We start from the raw sequence: 19,295 nt of genomic DNA, 5'->3' as shown, positions 1-19,295 counted from the left end.
CTCTTTGAAGCGCAGATGGTCATTCGTCCTCACCAGCCTGGTTCTCGCTGTTTCCATGCTCGTTGCCGCTTGCGGCACACCGGCGAACCAGCCTCAAGCTCAGAACAACTCGCCGGAATCGCCGGCAAAAACCGAGCCGACCGCACCGAAGACGTCAGCAGACACACTGTTCGTCGCGATCAACGCGGATCAAGGCACGCTCGATCCCGCCGTCACCTTTGACAACGCCGCATGGAAAATCACTTATCCCACCTACGAACGTCTCGTCGAATACGACGGGGAGTCCACAGAGGTCAAGCCCGGTCTCGCCAAGGAATGGAAAGTGAGCGAAGACGGCCTTACCTGGACCTTTACACTGGAAGAAGGACATAAGTTTGCCGACGGTACTCCGGTCACGGCAGAAGCCGTCAAGTTCACCTTCGACCGCACGCTCGCCATCAAGAAAGGCCCGGCTGACGTATACAGCGTGATCAAAGAAGTCAAAGTCGATTCGCCGACACAGGTTACCTTCGTTCTCTCCAAAAACTTCCCGCCATTCCTCTCGACTCTCGCAGCCAACTACGGCGGCATCGTCAATCCGAAGGTAAAAGAAGAAGAACAAAACGGCGATCTGGGCCAAAACTTCCTCGCAAACAACACGATGGGCAGCGGCCCGTACAAGCTCGAAGAATGGAAAAAAGGCGAATATCTCAAGCTCACCGTCAACCCGCACTCCACAGTGAAACCCGCATTCCAAACCGTATACTTCAAAATCGTTCCGGATGCGACAGCTCAGCGCCTGCAGTTGGAACAGGGCGAGATTGACATCGCCGAAGGCATCCCCAATGAACAATTGAAAGCCGTCAAAGAATTGCCCAACGTAGAAGTCCTGCAAAAACCGAGCCTGTTCGTCGACTACGTGTACGTAAACTCCTCCAAAGGCAACGAAGCGCTCAAAAACCCGAAGGTTCGCCAGGCGTTAAGCTACGCGATCGACTATGACGCCCTGACCGAATCCGTGCAGGAAGGCTACGCTACGCAAATGCGCGGTCCAATTCCAAAAGGTCTGTGGGGGCATGATGAATCTGCCCATCAGTACAAGCGCGATGTGGAAAAAGCCAAAGCGCTCCTGGCGGAAGCAGGCGTCTCCAACCTGACCCTCGATCTGCTGTATTCCGACAACAAACCGTGGTGGGAGACAGAAGCACTCACCCTGCAGGCATTTTTCGCCGACATCGGGGTAAAGCTCAATCTCAAAAAGATCGCCTACGCCACGTCCCGCGAAATGATTGACGCCGGCGAATTCGACCTCGCTCTTGGCGTTTGGAGCCCGGACTTCGGCGACCCGTACATGTTCATGAACTACTGGTTTGACTCCGTCAACTTCGGTCTGGCCGGAAACCGCGCCTTCTATAAAAACGACAAAGTGGACGAGCTGGTGCGCAAAGCCGCATCGATCAACGACAAGGCAGAGCGCGAGAAGCTGTACAAGGAAGCGCAGAAGATCGTCATTGATGAAGCGCCTTACCTTTATCTGTATCAAAAGGACTTCCTCCTGCCGGTCAGCAAAAACGTCAAAGGCTTCGTCTACAACCCGATGCTGGAGGGCATTTACAACCTGGCGGAGATGTCTAAATAACGCCTTGAATAAAGGAGTGCTTTCCTCATGAAACAGATCATCCTGAAACGTCTCGCCATGCTGGTGCTGGTGCTCCTCGGGGTCACATTGATCACCTTTTTCCTCTCTCATGTGATCCCGGGAGATCCGGCGCGGATGATGGTGGGACAGCGCGCCAGTGAGGAAACACTGCAAGAAGTTCGTCGCCAATTGGGCCTGGACCAGCCGGTCTGGGTCCAATATCTTACCTACATGAAAGGGCTTTTTGCAGGTGACTTTGGCACCTCGATTCGCACGCAGCAGCCTGTCGTCCATGATCTGATCGCCTTTTTCCCTGCAACGCTGGAGCTGGCCATCACCGCTTTTATTATCGCGATCGCCATCGGAATACCGCTGGGCGTCCTGTCCGCCGTGAAAAAGGACACTGGCTGGGACCACTCCAGCCGCTTTTTCTCCATCGCGGGAATCTCTACACCCGTGTTCTGGAGCGGCCTCGTCGGCATCCTGATCTTTTACAAGTTTCTCGGGGCGCTGCCATCCAGCGGCAGGCTGGACCTGACTGTCCCGGCTCCGACCAAAATTACCGGCCTTTACCTGTTTGACAGCCTGCTCACGGGCAATTGGGCCGCATTTAAAAACAGCTTGTGGCATCTGATCCTGCCTGCCTTTACGCTGGCATTTGCTCAGCTGGCAATCGTCACCCGCCAGGTCCGCTCCAGCATGCTGGAGGTACTCGGACAGGATTACATTCGGACCGCGCTGGCCAACGGCATCCACGGCCCTGTCCTTTTGATCCGCTACGCCTTGCGAAATGCGCTGATCCCGACGATTACCGTCGTAGGTCTTTCCTTTGGCTCGCTGCTTGGCGGAGCAGTCGTGACGGAAACGATTTTCAGCTGGCCCGGCATGGGGAAATACGTCGTCGACTCGATTGCGTTTCTCGACTTCCCGGCGATGATGGGCTTCACTTTTGTCATATCTTTCGGGTACGTCGTGATCAACCTGCTGGTTGACCTCACTTACTACGTACTAGACCCGCAAATCAAGGAATAGGAGGGGCCACCATGTCCAGTCTATCGGCAAAAGCGGATACTGCTGCCCAGCCGTCCCGTAAGGTAAACCCCTTTTGGTTCCGGATCCGGCAGAGCCCGCTCACCTTGTTTGGCTTGTTTCTGCTCGTCATGCTGCTGCTCTTGTCCGTGTGCGCGCCGCTCATCTCCCCGCATGACCCGACCAAGATCAATATCCCGGAGCGGTTCTCCCCTCCGTCCGCTGCTCACTGGTTCGGAACAGATGAAGTGGGACGCGATATTTTTACGCGCATTCTGTACGGCGCTCGCCTGTCGCTCGGCGTTGGCGTAGCGGTCGTTCTCTCGGCGGGTCTGGTCGGAACGGTCATCGGGGCGATCTCCGGATACTTCGGCGGCCGCGTCGACCAGATCATCATGCGGATGATGGATATCGTCCTCGCGTTTCCTTCGCTCGTGCTGGCGATGGCGGTGGCCGCTGTTCTCGGCCCCAACCTCCAGAACGCCATGCTGGCCATTGCCATCATCAAGATACCTGTCTACGTCCGGCTGGCCCGTGCGGAAACACTGGCTCTGCGGGAAAAGCTGTATGTCAAAGCGGCTGTCACCTTCGGCATCAAGCCCTGGCGGATCATTACCCGCCACATTATTCCCAATGCCGTCTCCCCCGTGATCATCCAGGTCACGCTGGATATCGGCGATGCCATCCTGCTCGTCGCAACACTCGGCTTCCTCGGCCTGGGCGCTCAGCCTCCTACGCCGGAATGGGGCGCGATGATCAGTATCGGCTGGAAATACCTGCTTGATTATTGGTGGTATCCCACCTTCCCTGGGCTTGCCCTATTCCTCGCCTCGTGCGGGTTTAATCTGATCGGCGATGGCATTCGGGACATCCTCGATCCGAAAGCCAACCGATAGGGAGAGATACCTATGCTTCTTACAATCAAAGACCTGTCTGTCGAATTTTCCTCGATGCAGCAGACCGTCAAAGCGCTGAACCACGTCTCTTTTTCCATCGACCAGGGGGAAATTGTCGGCATCGTGGGAGAATCCGGCTCGGGCAAGTCGGTTACGGCGCTAACCATTCTCGGGCTGCTGGATAACAATGCGACGATCAAAAACGGAGAAATTCTTTATAAAGGAAGAAACGTCCTGCAGCTTCACAAAAAGGAGCAGCAATCCCTTCGGGGCAAGCAGATCGGCATGATCTTCCAGGAGCCGATGACGGCCCTCCACCCGACGATGCGGATCGGGGATCAACTGGCCGAGGTCATTCACCGGCACCGTGAGATCGCCTACAAGGAAGCTTACCGGCAAGCCGTCCTCAGCCTGGCGGAGGTAAAGATCAACGAGCCGGAGCTGGTCGCACGGAAGTACCCGTTTGAACTGAGCGGCGGCATGCGCCAGCGGGTCGTGATCGCGCTGGCGATGTCGGCGCCACCTGACTTGTTGATCGCCGACGAGCCGACTACAGCGCTGGACGTGACCATCCAGCATGAAATTCTCAAGCTGATGAAGGAGCTGGCTGAAAAACGCGGCACGTCCATCATGCTGATCACCCACGATCTCGGTGTCGTTGCCGAGGTATGCCAGCGGGTCGTCGTCATGTATGCGGGTGAAGTGGTTGAAACGGGAACGACCGATGAAGTACTCGCTCATCCCGTTCATCCGTACACACGCGCCCTGATCGGAGCCCTGCCAGACCTCGCTTCCCCTGATCAGCCGCTGCATGCGATCCCGGGGGAGTCTCCCGATCTGCGGAATTTGCCGTCCGGCTGCGTTTTCGCGCCGCGCTGCGACCGTGCCTTGCCGCTCTGCCGCGAGGACCATCCTGTTTTGGAGCCGGTACCGGGCTCGCGAGACGCATCGACAGGTACACATCAAGTCGCTTGCTGGGTGAGGTGATTACATATGGAAGCACTGCTGCAGCTTTCCGGCGTCAGCAAGCAATACGGGAAGGGAAGCCAACTGTTTCACGCTGTCTCTGACGCCGCTTTTTCGATCTATCCCGGTGAGACGTTTGGCCTGATTGGCGAATCCGGTTCCGGCAAAAGCACGCTGGGAAAAATGGTAACAGGACTGGAATACCCGACTTCCGGGTCCCTTCTGTACCAAGGAAGTCCGCTTTGGAACGGGAAAAAATTCAACAGAAGGAAGCCTGGCGAGATGCAGATCGTCTTTCAGGACCCGCAGTCCTCTCTCGATCCGCGGATGAAGGTTCAAGACATCATACTCGAGCCGCTGTGGGCCCTGCCTGCCGAAGAACGGAGGCAAAAGGGCAGCACGGAACGATTGCACGCCCTGATCGCACGGGTAGGCCTCAAGCCGGAGCATCTGCCGCGCTATCCCCACGAATTCAGCGGAGGCCAGCGCCAGCGAATCGCCATCGCACGGGCCCTGATTACCGATCCGACGTTCGTTATTTTGGACGAACCCACCTCGGCTCTGGACGTTTCCGTTCAGGCGCATGTCCTCAATTTATTGAAGGAGTTAAAGCGCGAACGGGGCCTCACCTATCTCTTCATCTCGCACAACATGGCGGTCATTCGCTACATGTGCGACCGGATGGCCGTCATGCAGAAGGGAAGAATTGTGGAGACGGGAACCGTTGAAGACATTTTTAAGCATCCGCAGGAAGCCTACACGAAGACCTTGTTGTCGTCCCTTCCAAGCCTGCACAAGGAAAACGCCTCTCTTCACGCATGAATGAAGAACACATGAGCCAACAGACTAGCTTGCATAGCAAAGAAGGTCGATACCATGTTCAACGGAGCGGAACTTAGAGAAATCCGCAAACAAAAACAGCTGACCCTGCAAAATCTTGCCAATCGGACCGGTCTCAGCATGAGCCTGCTTTCCCAAATCGAACGCGGCCTGGTCGATCCCACCGTAGGAACGTTTTGGAAAATCTGCTCCGCTCTCGATGTACCGATCAATCATTTTTTCAAGGCAAAGGATGACGAAGAACCTGTCATCCGACGTGATCAGCACAAGATCATTCAGTTGAAGAACACCCACGTCAAGTATCACGTACTCACGCCCATACAGGCCGGAAAAATCGAATTCCTGCTGATCGAAATCGAGCCCGGGGAGACACTGGAGCAGGAGCAGATTTCCCACTCCGGAGAAGAGTGCGGCTTCATTCTCAAGGGCGAGCTGAAGGTGCTGCTCGCCGATCGCGAGTACCATCTGTACGAAGGCGACAGCATCGGTTTCAACAGCTCGTCGCCCCATCGGTTTATCAACCCTGGAAACTCTGTCTCCCTGGCGATTTGGGCACGGGCTACGTAGGTTTCCTTCGACACCAGAACAACGTCCGTCTGATCAAAAAAGCTCCGGGGCCAGCTTGCAGCCTCGGAGCTTTTTACCGTCGTTTATCGTCGTTTATCGCTTAATCGGAAGGAATAAATACAAGAGTGATGCGTCTGTCTCCATGCGGAGATCTCGCCTCTCCCCCGACTATGTACGATCCCCGGCAGGCTTGGGCGACTTCGCCTGCCCAACGGGAGCTGCCACCCGCTCATTTCCCATCATCAGGATAAACAGAACGGCCAGAATGGCGGGGACCAGCGCCCAAAGAAAGGTATGGGCGATGGAGCTTGCCAGCGTGTCCGTTATTTTTTCCAAAACGGGAGCCGGAATTTGTGCTCTTGTCTCCGGCGATAGAATAGCTCTCGGATCGGAGAGTGACCCGCCTGGAATCGCACCGCCATTTCCCGCAAGAGCAGTGCTCAAGCCACTCTCAAACAAATTTCGCTGAATGATGCCAAAAATCGTGATCCCCAGCGTCATCCCGAGCGAACGGAAAAAGGAGTTGGTCGACGAGGCAGATCCTCGCTGCCGCATGTCAAAATTGTGAATCGCCGCCATCCCCAGGACGGAAAAAGAGAACCCGACGCCAAAGCCGGTAAGAATCATATAAATCGTTACCATGACGCGCGAGGTTTCCGGCGAGAGCGTTCCGAGCAAAAGAAGCCCCGGAACGAAAAACACGGCTGAGATCAGCATGATGTTGCGGAAGCTCGTCTTGGTCGTGAGCAGCCCTCCGACCTGGCTGCCGGCAACAGAGCCGAGCATCATCGGCGTGAGCAGCAGGCCGGAGTTGGTCGCGCTCCCGCCAAATACGCCTTGAATAAAGATTGGAATGTAGATGGTCGCAATGATAAACGCCGAGCCGTACAGGAGCGCCACGCCGTTGCTCGCGGCAAACAAACGCTTTCTGAACATGGCAAACGAGATGATCGGTTCCGCTGCCTTCCGCTCAACCGCGATAAAGGCGGCAAACAGGATCACAAACACAGCGAACAACGCGATGATCTGAACCGAATCCCATGCGTACTGATTGCCGCCAAGCTCCAGAGCAAACATCAAGCTGACGACGGCACCGACCAGGGTTATCGCACCCCACCAGTCAATGCTTTGCTTGTTGTGCGCCAGCGACTCCTTGTAGTGCAGACTGATAAAAAGCAGGGACAATAGCCCGATCGGCACATTGATGTAAAAGACCCAATGCCAGCCGAAATACTCCGTTATGTATGCTCCAAGCAGCGGACCAAAGACACTGGATGTACCGAAGACAGCTCCGAACAGTCCGGTCATCTTTCCCCGTTTTTCCGGCGGGAAAATATCAAAAATGATGGTGAAGGCAATCGGCATCAGCGCGCCTCCGCCAATCCCCTGGATCGCCCGGTATACACTCAGCTCGATCATGCTGCCCGCTGTCCCGCACAGGATGGAGCCCAGCAAAAAGACGGCAAGGCCAAAAATGTAAAACCGTTTGCGTCCGTACATGTCGGACAGCTTTCCGAAGATCGGCATCCCCGCCATCGTGGCTACCATATAAGCGGAGGTCACCCAGACGAACTTGTCCATTCCCCCCATCTCGGACACTATCGTCCCCATGGCTGTAGCCACAATCGTATTGTCCATCGATGCCATCAGCAGACCGAGCAGGAGCCCGGCTACGACAAATCCCGTTTTGCTTTCTTTGGCAATCACGCCGCACCCCTCCTATTTCCATGCTTGCCCACGAATTATATTGTAATCCAGGCCAACGAGTTGTTATGAAAAGATTGATAAAAAAACAGCGCACATGACATGGCGCTGTAAAAGGAAGACCGCTGGACCGCTCAGGCCCCGAGATGCGGTTAACCCGTCATTCTCATCAGCCTGGCGATCAGCGGGGATTGCTGTAATGCGTAGTTACAGACGGTTGAAAGCCAGCCTGCTGGCTCTGATACATTTTGTATCCGGCTTCCGACATCGGTTCCACCATCGGCTTGATCTCTCCGGTGTACACATTTTTGGAGAACGGCATATTAAAGGTCCGCACCCCATCGCTTTTGCGCATGATAGACCCATCCGAGAGCTCGACCCAATTGCTTCGCTGACTGCCGTAATCGACTACATAAACGCCCTCGTCCGTGTAAAACGGAGCGTTATAGCCAGGAGAAGCTTCCGGCTGTTGCTGCGTCTGTACCTTTGGTGCCGGTGTTTTCTTTGCTGCCTGTTTTTTCGGCTGCGTCTTTTTTCTCGCAGTTGCAGTCTGAGTGGCCTTCTTGGCCGGAGACTTGGAGGCCGCCGACTGGGCCGTTTGCTTCTGTTCCCCCGCCCCTGCAGATTGCAATTGAGGGGAAGCAGCGGTATTTTCTCTAGCTGCGAACTGCTGAAAAGCGACCTCGGTCTTTTTCGGGTCTTGGTTGGAAAAATCCGTCCCTGCCGCTGTCGCCTGCACGCGAGATTCGGCCTTTGGCTCCGCTGCCTTTGTCCCCGCCGATACCGACTTGATCAGCGCAGGCCAAATGTACGCATTGAGGCCAAGCAAGGCCACCATCAATGTAATCCCCAGGACTTTTTTCATTTCGTATTCAGCTCCGTAAGTAACCTGATCTATGTAGCAAATGGTTCTGCCCAAATCAATAATGACTTCAGAACTATTATACAAGAAAAAGGTGCCTGGGGAAGCAAGAAATGGCTGATTAATTTGTCTTCAATATATCGTGGTCGACGTAGCGCTCGCCGTTCAGCTCGCTGATGACATTGATCGCTACCTTCGCTCCGTCGCCTGCGGTGATAATCGTGTGGACGCTGGCTCCCGCGCATGTCCCGGCAGCCCAAAATCCGGGTACGTTGGTCTTCCCTGCCGCATCTGCGTCGATGACTGTTTTGATCCGGGGTTCGGTGCCAGGCTTTGTCGCCACGCCTGCTTTTTCCGCCAGTTCGACCAGTACGCCGGTGGCGAGGATGACATGCTTGGCTTCATATGTCGCGTTTTCTCCTGCGGCAATCACAAAGCCATCGCCTGATTTGGAAATATCAGTTACTTGGGCAGCGACCAGCTCAGCACCGAAGTGCGCCGCTTGCTTTTTCCCCAGCTCCACCATGTCCGGTCCGGTAATTCCCTCTACTCCGTAGTGATTCTCAATCCAAGCCCGTTTGGTCATGCTTTTGTCATTGTCGAGAAGCAAAGTGCTCTTTCCCGCCTTGGCTGCAAAAAGCGCTGCGCTTGCCCCGGCTGGACCTGCTCCAATAATGGCGATATCGTACATAATGTCAACACACCCTTTCTGGACTTCTTTTAATCAACTTAATTATATAATAAGTAACAAAAATAGAAACCATTTTTTACAGTTTGCCCGCGGTTTTTCAATCTTACCATCAGCAGTCTCCATTCTTGACGCCTGCTCCGCAGTAGTGATAAAAATAACTGATAAGTTACTTTTCTCGTCGCTTTTGTTTGGGAGGGAACCAAGGATGGAAACACAAGAACGAAACAGGACCGCAAAAGGCGAGGCCAGCAGACAGCGGCTGCTTGCTGCCGCGACTGCCCAGTTTGCCCGCAAAGGCTACCACCATACCAAAGTCAGCGACATCGTCAAAGCCGCCGGATTGACCCAGGCTGCTTTTTATCTCTATTTTCCGAGCAAGGAAGCCATCTTTACAGAGCTGGTGGACAGCTTTCGGATGAAGCTGGCAACGCTCGCCCAATCAGCCGGAAAAGTGGCGTCGCTCGCTCCGGGAGAAGCAGCCAGGCAAATCAAAGAAAATCTGCGGGACGTCTTTGCCTTTCTGCAATCCGAGCCCGAACTGACCCGGATCGCCTGGTTTGAGTCTCCAGACGCAAAAGAAATGAAGGAAAAAGTAATCGCGCTATTGAGCGCCCACATCCTGAACAATCAGCAAGCCGGCCATATTCGCAAAGAGCTGGTCCCCGAAGTGGCCGCCTGCTGCATCGTCGGCATGATTGACCAGTTGACCGAGCGATGGATCGTGACCGGGGAGAAACAGCCGGAGCAGTTGACGGAAGAAATGTCCGAGCTGCTGCTTTACGGCGTACTTGCTCCCTATCAAAGCAGGTGACGCTTCATCCGACTTCTAGCTTGCACATGTTCATACAGTTGACAATGCATCCCGATAGCTAGTCTATACCCGATCATCCGGTTGACTGCATCCGACAATCTGCAGTCGTTCATCCAGATCACGTAAGATTCATATTCGCAATCCAGTCGGAATATCCAAAGAAAAAGTCCCGGGCTTTTCATCCTTTTCTTCCCCGAATTACTTTAAAAATAAGACGCTTCTCCCCACTACGGCCACTTTCCAATCCTTCTTTTAAAATGAATCGTTCTCCGTATCCAAAAAAGCGCTCCCCTTAATCGGGAAGCGCTTTACTATGCTCTTGGTTCACTTTCGAACCTTAGTACTTGTTGAACGTCATGATCCAGATAGAACCGGCAACAATCGTAAACACGATCACCAGCCCCAGGATCAGGGTTTGCACATTGTATCGCGGCTTTTCTCCCTCTCTGATATGCATGAAGAAGAATAGCTGCACAATAAATTGCAAGATGGCCATCACCATGATCGTGATCACGAGTGCCGTTTTTTCAAGCATGTGGTTCATAACCAGCACGAGCGGGATAATGGTCAGCACAATCGACAAGATAAAGCCGATCACATACGATTTGAGCGATCCATGATTGTGGTTGTCATGGTTTTCATGATGCATCCTACATCACCCCCAACAGGTAGACGACCGTGAACAGGAAGATCCACACGACGTCCAGGAAGTGCCAGTACAAGCTCAGGTTGGTCACTTTGCGGCGGGTAACCGGCGTAATCCCGCGGCGGGCGAGCTGGATCATGATCGCCACCATCCAGAACAAACCTACCGAGACGTGCAGACCGTGCGTACCGACCAGCGTATAGAACGCGGAGAGGAACGCACTGGTGGAAATGGTCGCACCTTCATGCACCATGTGCACAAATTCGGTAACCTCCAGCGCGATAAAGCCCAAGCCGAGCAGCGCTGTTACAACCAGCCAGCCAATCAGCTTTTTCACGTTTCCTTTGTTCATTGCCAGAACAGCCAAACCGCTGGTGAAGCTGCTGGTCAACAGGATAAAGGTTTCCGCGATGACACCCGGCATTTGAAACAGTTCCTTTGGTGTCGGGCCACCAGCGTAGTTGTGCATCAGCACCGCATAGGTGGCAAACAGCGTACCAAACAAGATACAGTCGGTTACAACGAATATCCAGAAACCAAGTACTTTGAGCTGCTCATGATCTTCATGACCATGATCGTGGTCGTGCCCGTGACTATGGTCGTGATGTTTTGCCACTTGTTGCATTATACAACCCTCCCCAGTGAAGCCTCCGTGCTGCGCACTTCATCCACCGGTACGTAATAATCCGTATCATATTGGAAGGAACGCGCCCACATCGACAGGGCCACGCCAATAAATCCAATCACGGCCATCCATACCCAGCCGAACGTAAAGCCAAATCCGACCAAGAACCAGAAGCAGGACATGATAAACGGAATACCCGAGTTTTTCGGCATATGGATCGGTTCCAGATGCACAGGCTCTTTTTTATAGGTGCCGTTTGCCATCGCTTGTTTTGTATGCCACCAGTCGTCCGCTTCTTTTACCTCAGGAACGACGGCGAAGTTGTAAAACGGTGCCGGGGACGGAATAGACCATTCCAGCGTGCGTCCGTTCCACGGATCGCCTGTTGTGTCGCGTTCACCGTGCTTGATGCTGTAGACGATCTGCCATACTTGGAAGATGAAGCCGATCCCCATCAGGAACGCCCCGACGGTGGAAATCAGGTTGAGGTCAGCCCAACCGCGGTCCCATCCATACGTGTAATAGCGACGGGTCATACCCATGAAACCAAGCGCGTATTGCGGCATGAAGCAAACGTAGAAACCGATATTCCAGAACCAGAAGCCCCATTTTCCGAGCTTCTCGTCAAGCTTGAAGCCGAACAGTTTTGGCCACCAGTAGTAGATACCTGCCAGGTAACCGAACACAACCCCACCGATCAACACTTGGTGGAAGTGAGCAATCAAGAAGTAGCTGTTGTGGTACTGATAGTCCGCTGGAGCGACAGCCAGCATAACCCCGGTTGCTCCCCCTACGAGGAAGCAAGGAATAAACGCGATCGTCCACAGCATCGGCTGTTTGAACGAAATCCGTCCGCGGAACATGGTGAACAGCCAGTTGAACACCTTCACCCCGGTCGGAATCGCGATGACCATCGTCGATATCGCAAAGAACGCGATAACGCTTGCGCTCGTACCCATCGTAAAGAAGTGGTGAGCCCAGGTGAAGAACGATGCGATCGCAATCGTCATCAAGGCTGCCACCATGGATTTGTAGCCAAAGACTGTTTTCTTCGAGAACGTAGCCACGACCTCAGAGAAGATACCGAAGGCCGGCACGACCACGATGTATACTTCCGGGTGACCCCACATCCAGATCAGGTTGAGGTACATCATCGGATTACCGCCGCCGTCCATAGTGAAGAAGTGGGCACCTGCAAAGCGGTCGAGGAACAGCAGCGCCAGTGTTACGGTCAAAATCGGGAAAGCAAAGATAATCATGATACAACTGGACAGTACGGACCAGCTAAACAACGGCATTTTCATCAACTTCATGCCAGGAGCGCGCATTTTCAAAATGGTCACGATGAAGTTAATCCCCGTGGCCAAACTACCGATACCGGAGATCTGTATCCCCCATATCCAGAAGTTCTGCCCCGGCCCCGGACTGAAATCATTTTCCGAAAGCGGCGGGTAAGACAGCCAGCCGGCATCCGGGGAGCCCCCGATGACGAACGACAGGTTGAACAGCATCGCACCCAGCATGAACAGCCAGAAGCTGACTGCGTTCAGAAACGGATAGGCAACGTCCCGCGCGCCAAGCTGCAGCGGAACGACCATGTTGAACAAACCGAACATCATCGGCATCGCCATGAACAAAATCATGATCGTACCGTGTGTCGTAAAGATGGCATTATAGTGATCGGAGTGCAAAAACTCCACATTCGGGAATGCCAGCTGCAGACGCATCAGGATGGCGTCAACCCCGCCCCGGAACAGCATCAGCAGAGAGGCGATCAGGTACATGATCCCGATTCGCTTATGGTCGACCGTGGTCAGCCATTCGCGCCACAGCCAGCCCCATTTTTTATACTTGGTCAGAACGAAGACGATCGCGACCACGGTGAGTGCGATGGAAACGTCCGCGCCGTAGATCAGTGGATCACCTGTTACAAAGAACGTGGATGCAAACTCCTTTATGTTTTCCCACACTTGGTATTCCTCCTCCCTCTCAACTAGTGGTTGTGATGATGGGTTTCTGTCGAAGAAGCCTCATCTGTCTTGTTGCCCGATTCCTGCCCGGTTGCAGGCATCGGTTTTTTCATGACATAGTCCATGTCATGTCCATGGCTGTGTTTCATGACGATTTCTTCAAACAACCCTTCAGGGAATGCAGAATACGTCTTTTTATCCGTCAAGCCAGGCTTTCTCAACTCTTCGTAATCTTCCTTCGTCATAACAGGTGTCGTGTTCTTCACCTGCTGCACCCATTTGTCAAACTCTTCCTGCGGTTTGGCCTCTACCTTGAATTCCATATGAGCGAACCCTTCTCCAGTAAAGTTGGCTCCTCTGCCATAGAACTCGCCAGGCTTATCCGCTTGCAGGTACAGCTCGGTCGCCATCCCGGACATCGCATAAATCTGGCCGCCAAGCTCCGGTACCCAGAAGGAGTTCATAGGACCGTCCGCCGACAATTGAAATTGAACAGGTACGCCAGCAGGAATTTCCAGATAGTTCACTGTTGCGATGTTTTGTTCAGGATAAGTAAACATCCATTTCCAGTTCAAAGAAGTAACCTGAATGGTCATCGGCTTCACAGCCTGATTCGGCGATTCTTTCAACGCGTAAGTATCCCGCACCGTGAAATATCCCAGGATCGCAATAATGATGACCGGAATACCCCACCAAATAACCTCAAGGGTTGTACTGTGTGCCCAATCCGGCTTGTATGGCGCTTTATTGTCCTTGGTATCCCGATATCGATAGACGATAAAAGCAGTAAGCGCAAGAACCGGAATGATGATGATCGCGCACAATATCACGGAAATCATAATGAGATTGTACTGCGTCTCTGCGACAGGCCCTTTCGGATTCAGGACAACGTAATCGCTTCCGCATCCCGACAACAGGACGCTGGCGATAATCGCCATTAACCAGAAGCCCATCTGACGAAACGTCTTCGCTCTGTTCATTTCTTCTACCCCTTCCTCGTTCGCCACAGAAAAGGAAACGATCGTCCCCAATTTGTTCACATGAATTAAACTTTTCTTCGCCTTCACATACTAACAGACAGAACGATTTTCCGCAGTGGGTTTTTGACACCGTTCAACATTCTGTCTTTATTTTGTTACAAAGTGTTCAAGAAGGGTTCACGAGTTGATCATAATATTGTTATCGATCTCCTGCATTGGATTTGATCTGCCAAAAATGGTCATGTTTTCAGTGAAACTAAAAAAAGCGGATGCTGCCGCTGTGGCAAGCATCCGCTTTATCGGTTGGATCGTTTTGATTCGAGTTCTTTCCATATTATAGACCTGGCCCGTCTGGTCATACTGGTTTAACTGTTCGGTTCCAGATGAAGCAGTCGAAATACAACGCTGAGCAGGAAAATATTCGACGCTGCAATCAAAAACCCGATCGCTGCCATCAGACCGAAGTTTTCCGCCCTGAAATCGCTTACATGCGTAACGAACAAAAGTGCACCGATGAAGAAAGTGATCCAAGCGAACCATTTGAGTGTGTTTGCTGCTTTCATCCCGTTATTCATAACACATGACCCCTGTCTTTGTGTTTTCGAAATATTGTTACTTACATTGTAACACACTTTTCACTTGTTGTTCACTTTTTGTTCAAATTATTTTCAAAATCTTACTCTTGAGGAGTTTGATTGGGAAGCCGGCCGTCAATTATGAACAAAAATCAACAACCCGGCCTCCGCGCAAATGTGACAGACGGGGTCTTTTCCTGCCACGATCCGTTTTCCGTCAATCCGACACATAGACGCGCTCAAGCCGATTTCCCAGCCTGCTGCACAATTCATTCGTAATCGTTCCTGCCTGCTTTGCGACCTGCTCCGCTGTTATCCGCTCCGTGCCGTCCTCGCCGATCAACGTCACGATGTCATTTTGCCGGACATCCGGTATCCCGCTGCAATCGATCATGAGCTGGTCCATGCAAATTCTGCCGATGACAGGAGCCTTTTTCCCTTTCACCAGCACATAACCGCCGCCGCACGACAAGCATCTGGGAAAGCCGTCCGCATATCCGATGGAAACGACTGCGATTGTCATGTCGTAAGGAGCGGTAAAGCGGCACCCATACCCGACGGTCTCGCCCGCCCCGATCTCTTTTGTGAGCGCTACCCTCGCCTTCAAGGAGAGGACCGGGCGCAGGTCCACGGACAACTTCGTTTGATCCTCTGCCGTACTCAGCACGCCGTACAAGGCAATGCCGATCCGGGCGTAGTCGCACTGCAGCTCGGGAAAGTTCAACACGCCGTAGCTGCTCTGGATGTGTACGTTTGGCAGGTCGTATCCCCAATCCCTTAGCTGGGCCAGCACGCCGTAAAAATTGTCGATCTGAAAGCGGGAGAAATTCATTCCCGCCGGGCTGGAATCATCGGCCATGCCAAGATGCGTAAAGATGCCCTCCACGCTCAAGTTTTTGCAAGCAAACATGCCGGCTATCCCGCGTACGTTTTGATAGTCCTCCCCGAGCCGGTGCATCCCTGTGTCAATCTTTACGTGAACCTTTATTTTGCGTCCATACTGATCCAAAAGCTTGCCGTATTCGCAATCGACGACCGTCTGCGTCAAATCGTACCGGACCAGATCCGCAAATTCCTCCGGTGAAGTATAACCGAGGATGAGGATCTCTCCTGTTATTCCCTGTCTTCGCAGATGTACGCCCTCCCGGATGGCAGCCACGGCAAAGGCAGAAATCCCGATTCGATTCAGTTCCTTTGCGACAACCGCATCTCCGTGCCCGTATGCATTTGCTTTCACGACCGCCATCACTTCGCACTTCGGCGGCAAAAGCTTCTTTAAAACCTTTGCATTGTGGCGAAGATGGTTCAAGTTGATCTCCGCCCACGCCCTGCTTTTCATACGATCTTCCTTTCTCTCTTCCGCTGCAGCAGCTTGGTGAGCAAGATAGCCCCCGCAAATGACAGAGCGGCTACCGCCACATAGTGGACGATACTATTTTCAATCAAAAGCGGCTGCATTTTTGCAATCTTGGCAAATCCGCGCACGACAATAATCGCCAGCGGGTGAATGATGTAGACAATCATCGAAATGGTCCGCAGGCTTCGGCTGCTTTTTCCCCTCCATAGAAGCAAGGATTGAAACAGGAAAAACATGCAGGGGAGCAGCATCACGTACATGCTGTCATGGCGCTGGAGAGAAAAATGGTGCAAGAGCAAGCCTTCCGCGAGCAAAAGCAAGAGCGAAACGGCAAGTCCGCCCATGCTTTCTCTCAAGCCAAATCCGCTTGTCTGCCGCGCGATCAGCCCGCCGAGCAAGAGAAAAACCGGGGCAAAAAACAAGCCGTTTCGCGTGTAATCCGAGAAGCTGAACAGCACGTCGTAAAACTGCGCAAAAAGCGGCACCTGCGATGTCAGGCCGTAATAGCTGTCCCCGCCGAGCCCGATCATGTAAAGCAGCCCGGCAATCAACGCCACCACGCCGGTCTTGCAGCTTCGCAGCAGAAGATATACGAGCCCCGCTCCCAGAATCGTCGCCGGCAAGTACCACAAATGATAAAACGTGCCATCGAAGAAAATATCCTTCAGCAGGTTGGGCAAAAGCGGCGTGGTTTCAAAGTAGCCGGCATACACGTTTACGGGGAGAAAAAGCAGGATCGCCATGCCATACAGCTTGCACGACTTGACAAAAAATTTGGCCAGGCTGCCCCTGTCTCCACGCTTCTCGTCCATGTATCGCGGCAGCAAAAAAAATCCCGTTGCCATAAAGAAAAACGGGACGGCTACCCGCCCCAAAATTCTCGTCAAGATAAAGTCCCCTGTCTCGCTGACGGAGACGAGCGGGTACGTGTGGATGGCCACAACCAGAAAGGCTGCGATGATGCGAAAGGTATCAATGCCCGCATAGCCCGCGTCCTGTTTCATCCGTTCTTCCTCCAAACCGTTGCCACGAATCCATCCACGTTATTTCCCGACACCTCGCAGCGGGCGCCGCTCGGAATGTCAATCCGCACTGTCGGGGAAGACAGGGCATGTACGTAAAAAATTTCTGCTGTTTGTCCATCTGCTTCAAACAACAAGTGCTCTCGCCCATAGGGGAAGCTTTTCACAAACTCCGTATACTCTTCCAGGGTAAACTGATGCTTCCGGATCAGCTCCGCATGCGGATAACCGACATACCGGAAGTGCCAGGGCTCGTGGGCGATGCCTGTAATGGCCTCTTTTCCTTGCGGGTAGCGTTCAATAAACCCGTACCTCGCTGCTTTTAGCCGGAACTCCTGACAGATGCCGGTATAGGGAAAGTCCGGCCTGATAAAGTCGATCTCTTCCTTCTGCTCGCCCACGTCAATCGCCAGCCCTGTCTGGTGCTCGCTGTGGTTCGGATAAGCTACGTACTTTCGCGTAAATTCCTCGCCGTTTTCCCGCATCGACTCGGTGTAGATGGTTTCCTGTTCTTTTTTTGTGCGATAGCCGCTGACAGGGACGATCCGCTCTCCGCCGTCGAGCGAGTGAATCAGCGCTGCGTACATCGCCGCCGCCCTTCGTTCCAGCAAAATGTCCGGGTGCCTGTGATCTGCGGGGATGAGCATGTCTTCCGCAGGCTCTTCAAAAACCGGGTGCATTCTGTTGATCAAGATCAGGCTGCCTTTATGCATATTGGCTTGTTCCAAAATCAATGTGTTCATTCCTCGATCGCCATCCTTATCAGCTTGTCTACGATTTCCTCAAACGACATGCCAATGCCCTTGAGCATATTCGGATAACGGCTGTGGGCGGTAAAGCCCGGGATGGTATTCACTTCATTAAAAACAAGCTCTCCCCCCGGCGTTACAAACATGTCGACTCTGGCAAAGCCGCGGCAGTCCAGCGCCTTGTAGATCGCAGCCGCTGTATGCTTTATCCGTTCGGCTGTCTGCTCGTCGACTCTGGCTGGCATGTGGATTTTGGAGGTTTTGAGCGTATATTTTTCGGTGTAGTCAAAGAACCCTTGCGACAGTTCGATTTCGTCCACTTCGCCGATAATCAGTTCCTCATTTCCCATCACGGCGCAGCCTACTTCGAATCCGTCGATGCCCTCCTCGATGACGACTTTTGGATCGTACTCCAGAGCGTTCACCGCCGCTTTGAAAAGGCCGTCTTCTCGCTCGACTTTGGTGATGCCAAACGATGACCCTGCCCTCGCAGGTTTGACAAACAACGGATAAGAAAGCTCCCGGACCAACTGTTGCAATTCTCCCTCGCTGATTTTGCCGTTTACGACGATGGAACGGGGCACCTTGATTCCCGCCTGCATGGCGATTTTGTGAGCCATGTCTTTATCCATGCACAGCGCCGAGCTGAGCGTGCCGCATCCCACGACAGGGATTCCGGCCAGTTCAAGCAAGCCTTGAATCGTGCCGTCTTCGCCGTTTTTTCCATGCAGGACGGGAAATGCGGCATCGATCCTGGTCGCTTTTATTCCGTCCCGATGAAACTCGATCACACCCCGAACATGCCTGCTTGGAGAAATAACGGCATGCACGCAGCCCGGGTCTGTGCTCCAAGTATCATCCATAATCTGTTCAAGGCTTCCGTTATACCGAAGCCATTCTCCCTGCCTCGTGATTCCGATCAAAACCGTTTCGTACCGGGATTGATTGACGTGTTTTATGACTGCATAGGCGGATTGCAGAGAAACTTCATACTCTGTGGAACATCCGCCAAACAGGATGGCTATTTTTTTCTTTTCCATCGGTTCCCGCTCCCTCCTCCAACAATGCCTGTGCCCCGGCTTGCGGGAAGCAGGCAATTGTATTGTAGCGAAACGAGACAGGCCGTCCTTTAACTTTGCCTAAGGGAATCCTTACGAAATCATTACGGAATCATGACGTTTCCAGAACAGGTGAGCTGGAATAGAGGCCTGAAAAAACGACCAACCCTGCTTCGGATTCCCGGAACCAAAGAGCAGGGTTTTCCTTTGATCGGATAATGAATCGATCTATGATACCAGACAGCGGCAAACAATCGTTTTTGAACTGCATTTCTTTGCTTGACTTAGAGTTACCTCTAAGAGGTAGGCTAGTTCTACATCTACAGAGA

The 19,295-nt window shown here is 53.1% G+C and carries 17 protein-coding genes and 1 pseudogene; 7 read left to right on the top strand and 11 right to left on the bottom strand.

All coding sequences use genetic code 11. The features are described from left to right. Window positions 1–4: 4 nt before the first annotated feature. Genes NST37_RS06300 through NST37_RS06275 form a run of 6 tightly spaced genes read left to right on the top strand, consistent with a single transcriptional unit; the run spans window position 5 to window position 5,916 of the window. Window positions 5–1,618 carry an ABC transporter substrate-binding protein gene (locus tag NST37_RS06300; protein ID WP_003388126.1) on the top strand — a complete coding sequence of 538 codons (1,614 nt, stop codon included), beginning with the start codon at window positions 5–7 and terminating at the stop codon, window positions 1,616–1,618. Window positions 1,619–1,645: 27 nt separating this feature from the next. Then, the gene (locus tag NST37_RS06295; RefSeq protein ID WP_003388127.1) at window positions 1,646–2,650 is read left to right on the top strand and encodes an ABC transporter permease; all 1,005 of its coding nucleotides are present in this window, start codon (window positions 1,646–1,648) and stop codon (window positions 2,648–2,650) included. A gap of 11 nt (window positions 2,651–2,661) precedes the next feature. Next, window positions 2,662–3,543, top strand: coding sequence for an ABC transporter permease subunit (locus NST37_RS06290; RefSeq protein ID WP_003388128.1), 882 nt, complete (start codon window positions 2,662–2,664; stop codon window positions 3,541–3,543). Between the two features lie 12 nt (window positions 3,544–3,555). After that, window positions 3,556–4,530, top strand: coding sequence for an ABC transporter ATP-binding protein (locus NST37_RS06285; RefSeq protein ID WP_003388129.1), 975 nt, complete (start codon window positions 3,556–3,558; stop codon window positions 4,528–4,530). A 6-nt stretch (window positions 4,531–4,536) separates the two neighbouring features. After that, on the top strand, window positions 4,537–5,331 hold the full coding sequence (locus NST37_RS06280; RefSeq protein ID WP_003388130.1) for an ATP-binding cassette domain-containing protein: 795 nt from the start codon (window positions 4,537–4,539) through the stop codon (window positions 5,329–5,331). 54 nt (window positions 5,332–5,385) lie between these two features. Next, the gene (locus NST37_RS06275) at window positions 5,386–5,916 is read left to right on the top strand and encodes a cupin domain-containing protein (protein WP_003388131.1); all 531 of its coding nucleotides are present in this window, start codon (window positions 5,386–5,388) and stop codon (window positions 5,914–5,916) included. A 168-nt stretch (window positions 5,917–6,084) separates the two neighbouring features. Here the strand turns inward: NST37_RS06275 and NST37_RS06270 are convergent, their stop codons facing one another. From NST37_RS06270 to NST37_RS06260, 3 genes are all read right to left on the bottom strand, one after another. Further along, entirely contained in the window at window positions 6,085–7,623 is a 1,539-nt protein-coding gene (locus tag NST37_RS06270; protein WP_003388133.1) for an MDR family MFS transporter, read from the bottom strand. Between the two features lie 178 nt (window positions 7,624–7,801). After that, window positions 7,802–8,485: a hypothetical protein gene (locus NST37_RS06265; protein WP_031932184.1), complete on the bottom strand. Its 684-nt coding sequence runs from the start codon at window positions 8,483–8,485 to the stop codon at window positions 7,802–7,804. A gap of 118 nt (window positions 8,486–8,603) precedes the next feature. Continuing rightward, window positions 8,604–9,173, bottom strand: a complete 570-nt coding sequence (locus NST37_RS06260) for an FAD-dependent oxidoreductase (RefSeq protein ID WP_003388135.1) — start codon at window positions 9,171–9,173, stop codon at window positions 8,604–8,606. Between the two features lie 205 nt (window positions 9,174–9,378). Here NST37_RS06260 and NST37_RS06255 point away from each other — a divergent pair, with 205 nt between their 5' ends. Next, complete coding sequence (locus tag NST37_RS06255; protein WP_003388136.1) at window positions 9,379–9,984, top strand: TetR/AcrR family transcriptional regulator; 606 nt, start codon at window positions 9,379–9,381, stop codon at window positions 9,982–9,984. A 337-nt stretch (window positions 9,985–10,321) separates the two neighbouring features. On the opposite strand, the gene cyoD is transcribed toward NST37_RS06255, so the two are convergent. The 8 genes and pseudogenes from cyoD to vanG all read right to left on the bottom strand — a co-directional run bounded on the left by cyoD (window position 10,322) and on the right by vanG (window position 18,948). Then, entirely contained in the window at window positions 10,322–10,633 is a 312-nt protein-coding gene (gene cyoD / locus NST37_RS06250; protein ID WP_003388137.1) for a cytochrome o ubiquinol oxidase subunit IV, read from the bottom strand. Window position 10,634: 1 nt separating this feature from the next. Continuing rightward, complete coding sequence (gene cyoC / locus NST37_RS06245; RefSeq protein ID WP_003388138.1) at window positions 10,635–11,255, bottom strand: cytochrome o ubiquinol oxidase subunit III; 621 nt, start codon at window positions 11,253–11,255, stop codon at window positions 10,635–10,637. Next, window positions 11,255–13,225 carry a cbb3-type cytochrome c oxidase subunit I gene (locus NST37_RS06240; protein WP_003388139.1) on the bottom strand — a complete coding sequence of 657 codons (1,971 nt, stop codon included), beginning with the start codon at window positions 13,223–13,225 and terminating at the stop codon, window positions 11,255–11,257. Before NST37_RS06240 ends, cyoC begins: the two co-directional genes overlap by 1 nt. A gap of 23 nt (window positions 13,226–13,248) precedes the next feature. Then, window positions 13,249–14,265: a cytochrome aa3 quinol oxidase subunit II gene (gene qoxA / locus NST37_RS06235; RefSeq protein ID WP_251255160.1), complete on the bottom strand. Its 1,017-nt coding sequence runs from the start codon at window positions 14,263–14,265 to the stop codon at window positions 13,249–13,251. A 305-nt stretch (window positions 14,266–14,570) separates the two neighbouring features. Beyond that, window positions 14,571–14,780, bottom strand: coding sequence for a hypothetical protein (locus NST37_RS06230; RefSeq protein WP_003388141.1), 210 nt, complete (start codon window positions 14,778–14,780; stop codon window positions 14,571–14,573). 217 nt (window positions 14,781–14,997) lie between these two features. Then, window positions 14,998–17,141, bottom strand: a pseudogene (vanT, locus tag NST37_RS06225) (serine racemase VanT catalytic subunit). Then, window positions 17,138–17,902 carry a M15 family metallopeptidase gene (locus NST37_RS06220; protein WP_003388145.1) on the bottom strand — a complete coding sequence of 255 codons (765 nt, stop codon included), beginning with the start codon at window positions 17,900–17,902 and terminating at the stop codon, window positions 17,138–17,140. The pseudogene vanT and the gene NST37_RS06220 overlap by 4 nt, the downstream one beginning before the upstream one ends. Continuing rightward, on the bottom strand, window positions 17,899–18,948 hold the full coding sequence (gene vanG, locus NST37_RS06215) for a D-alanine--D-serine ligase VanG (protein ID WP_024983485.1): 1,050 nt from the start codon (window positions 18,946–18,948) through the stop codon (window positions 17,899–17,901). Before vanG ends, NST37_RS06220 begins: the two co-directional genes overlap by 4 nt. Window positions 18,949–19,295 lie beyond the last annotated feature (347 nt).

This window comes from Brevibacillus sp. FSL K6-6036, from assembly GCF_037964015.1.
GTDB lineage: Bacteria > Bacillota > Bacilli > Brevibacillales > Brevibacillaceae > Brevibacillus > Brevibacillus borstelensis.
Note: the sequence above shows the minus strand (reverse complement) of the source record. Positions and strands in the feature narration are given on the sequence as shown.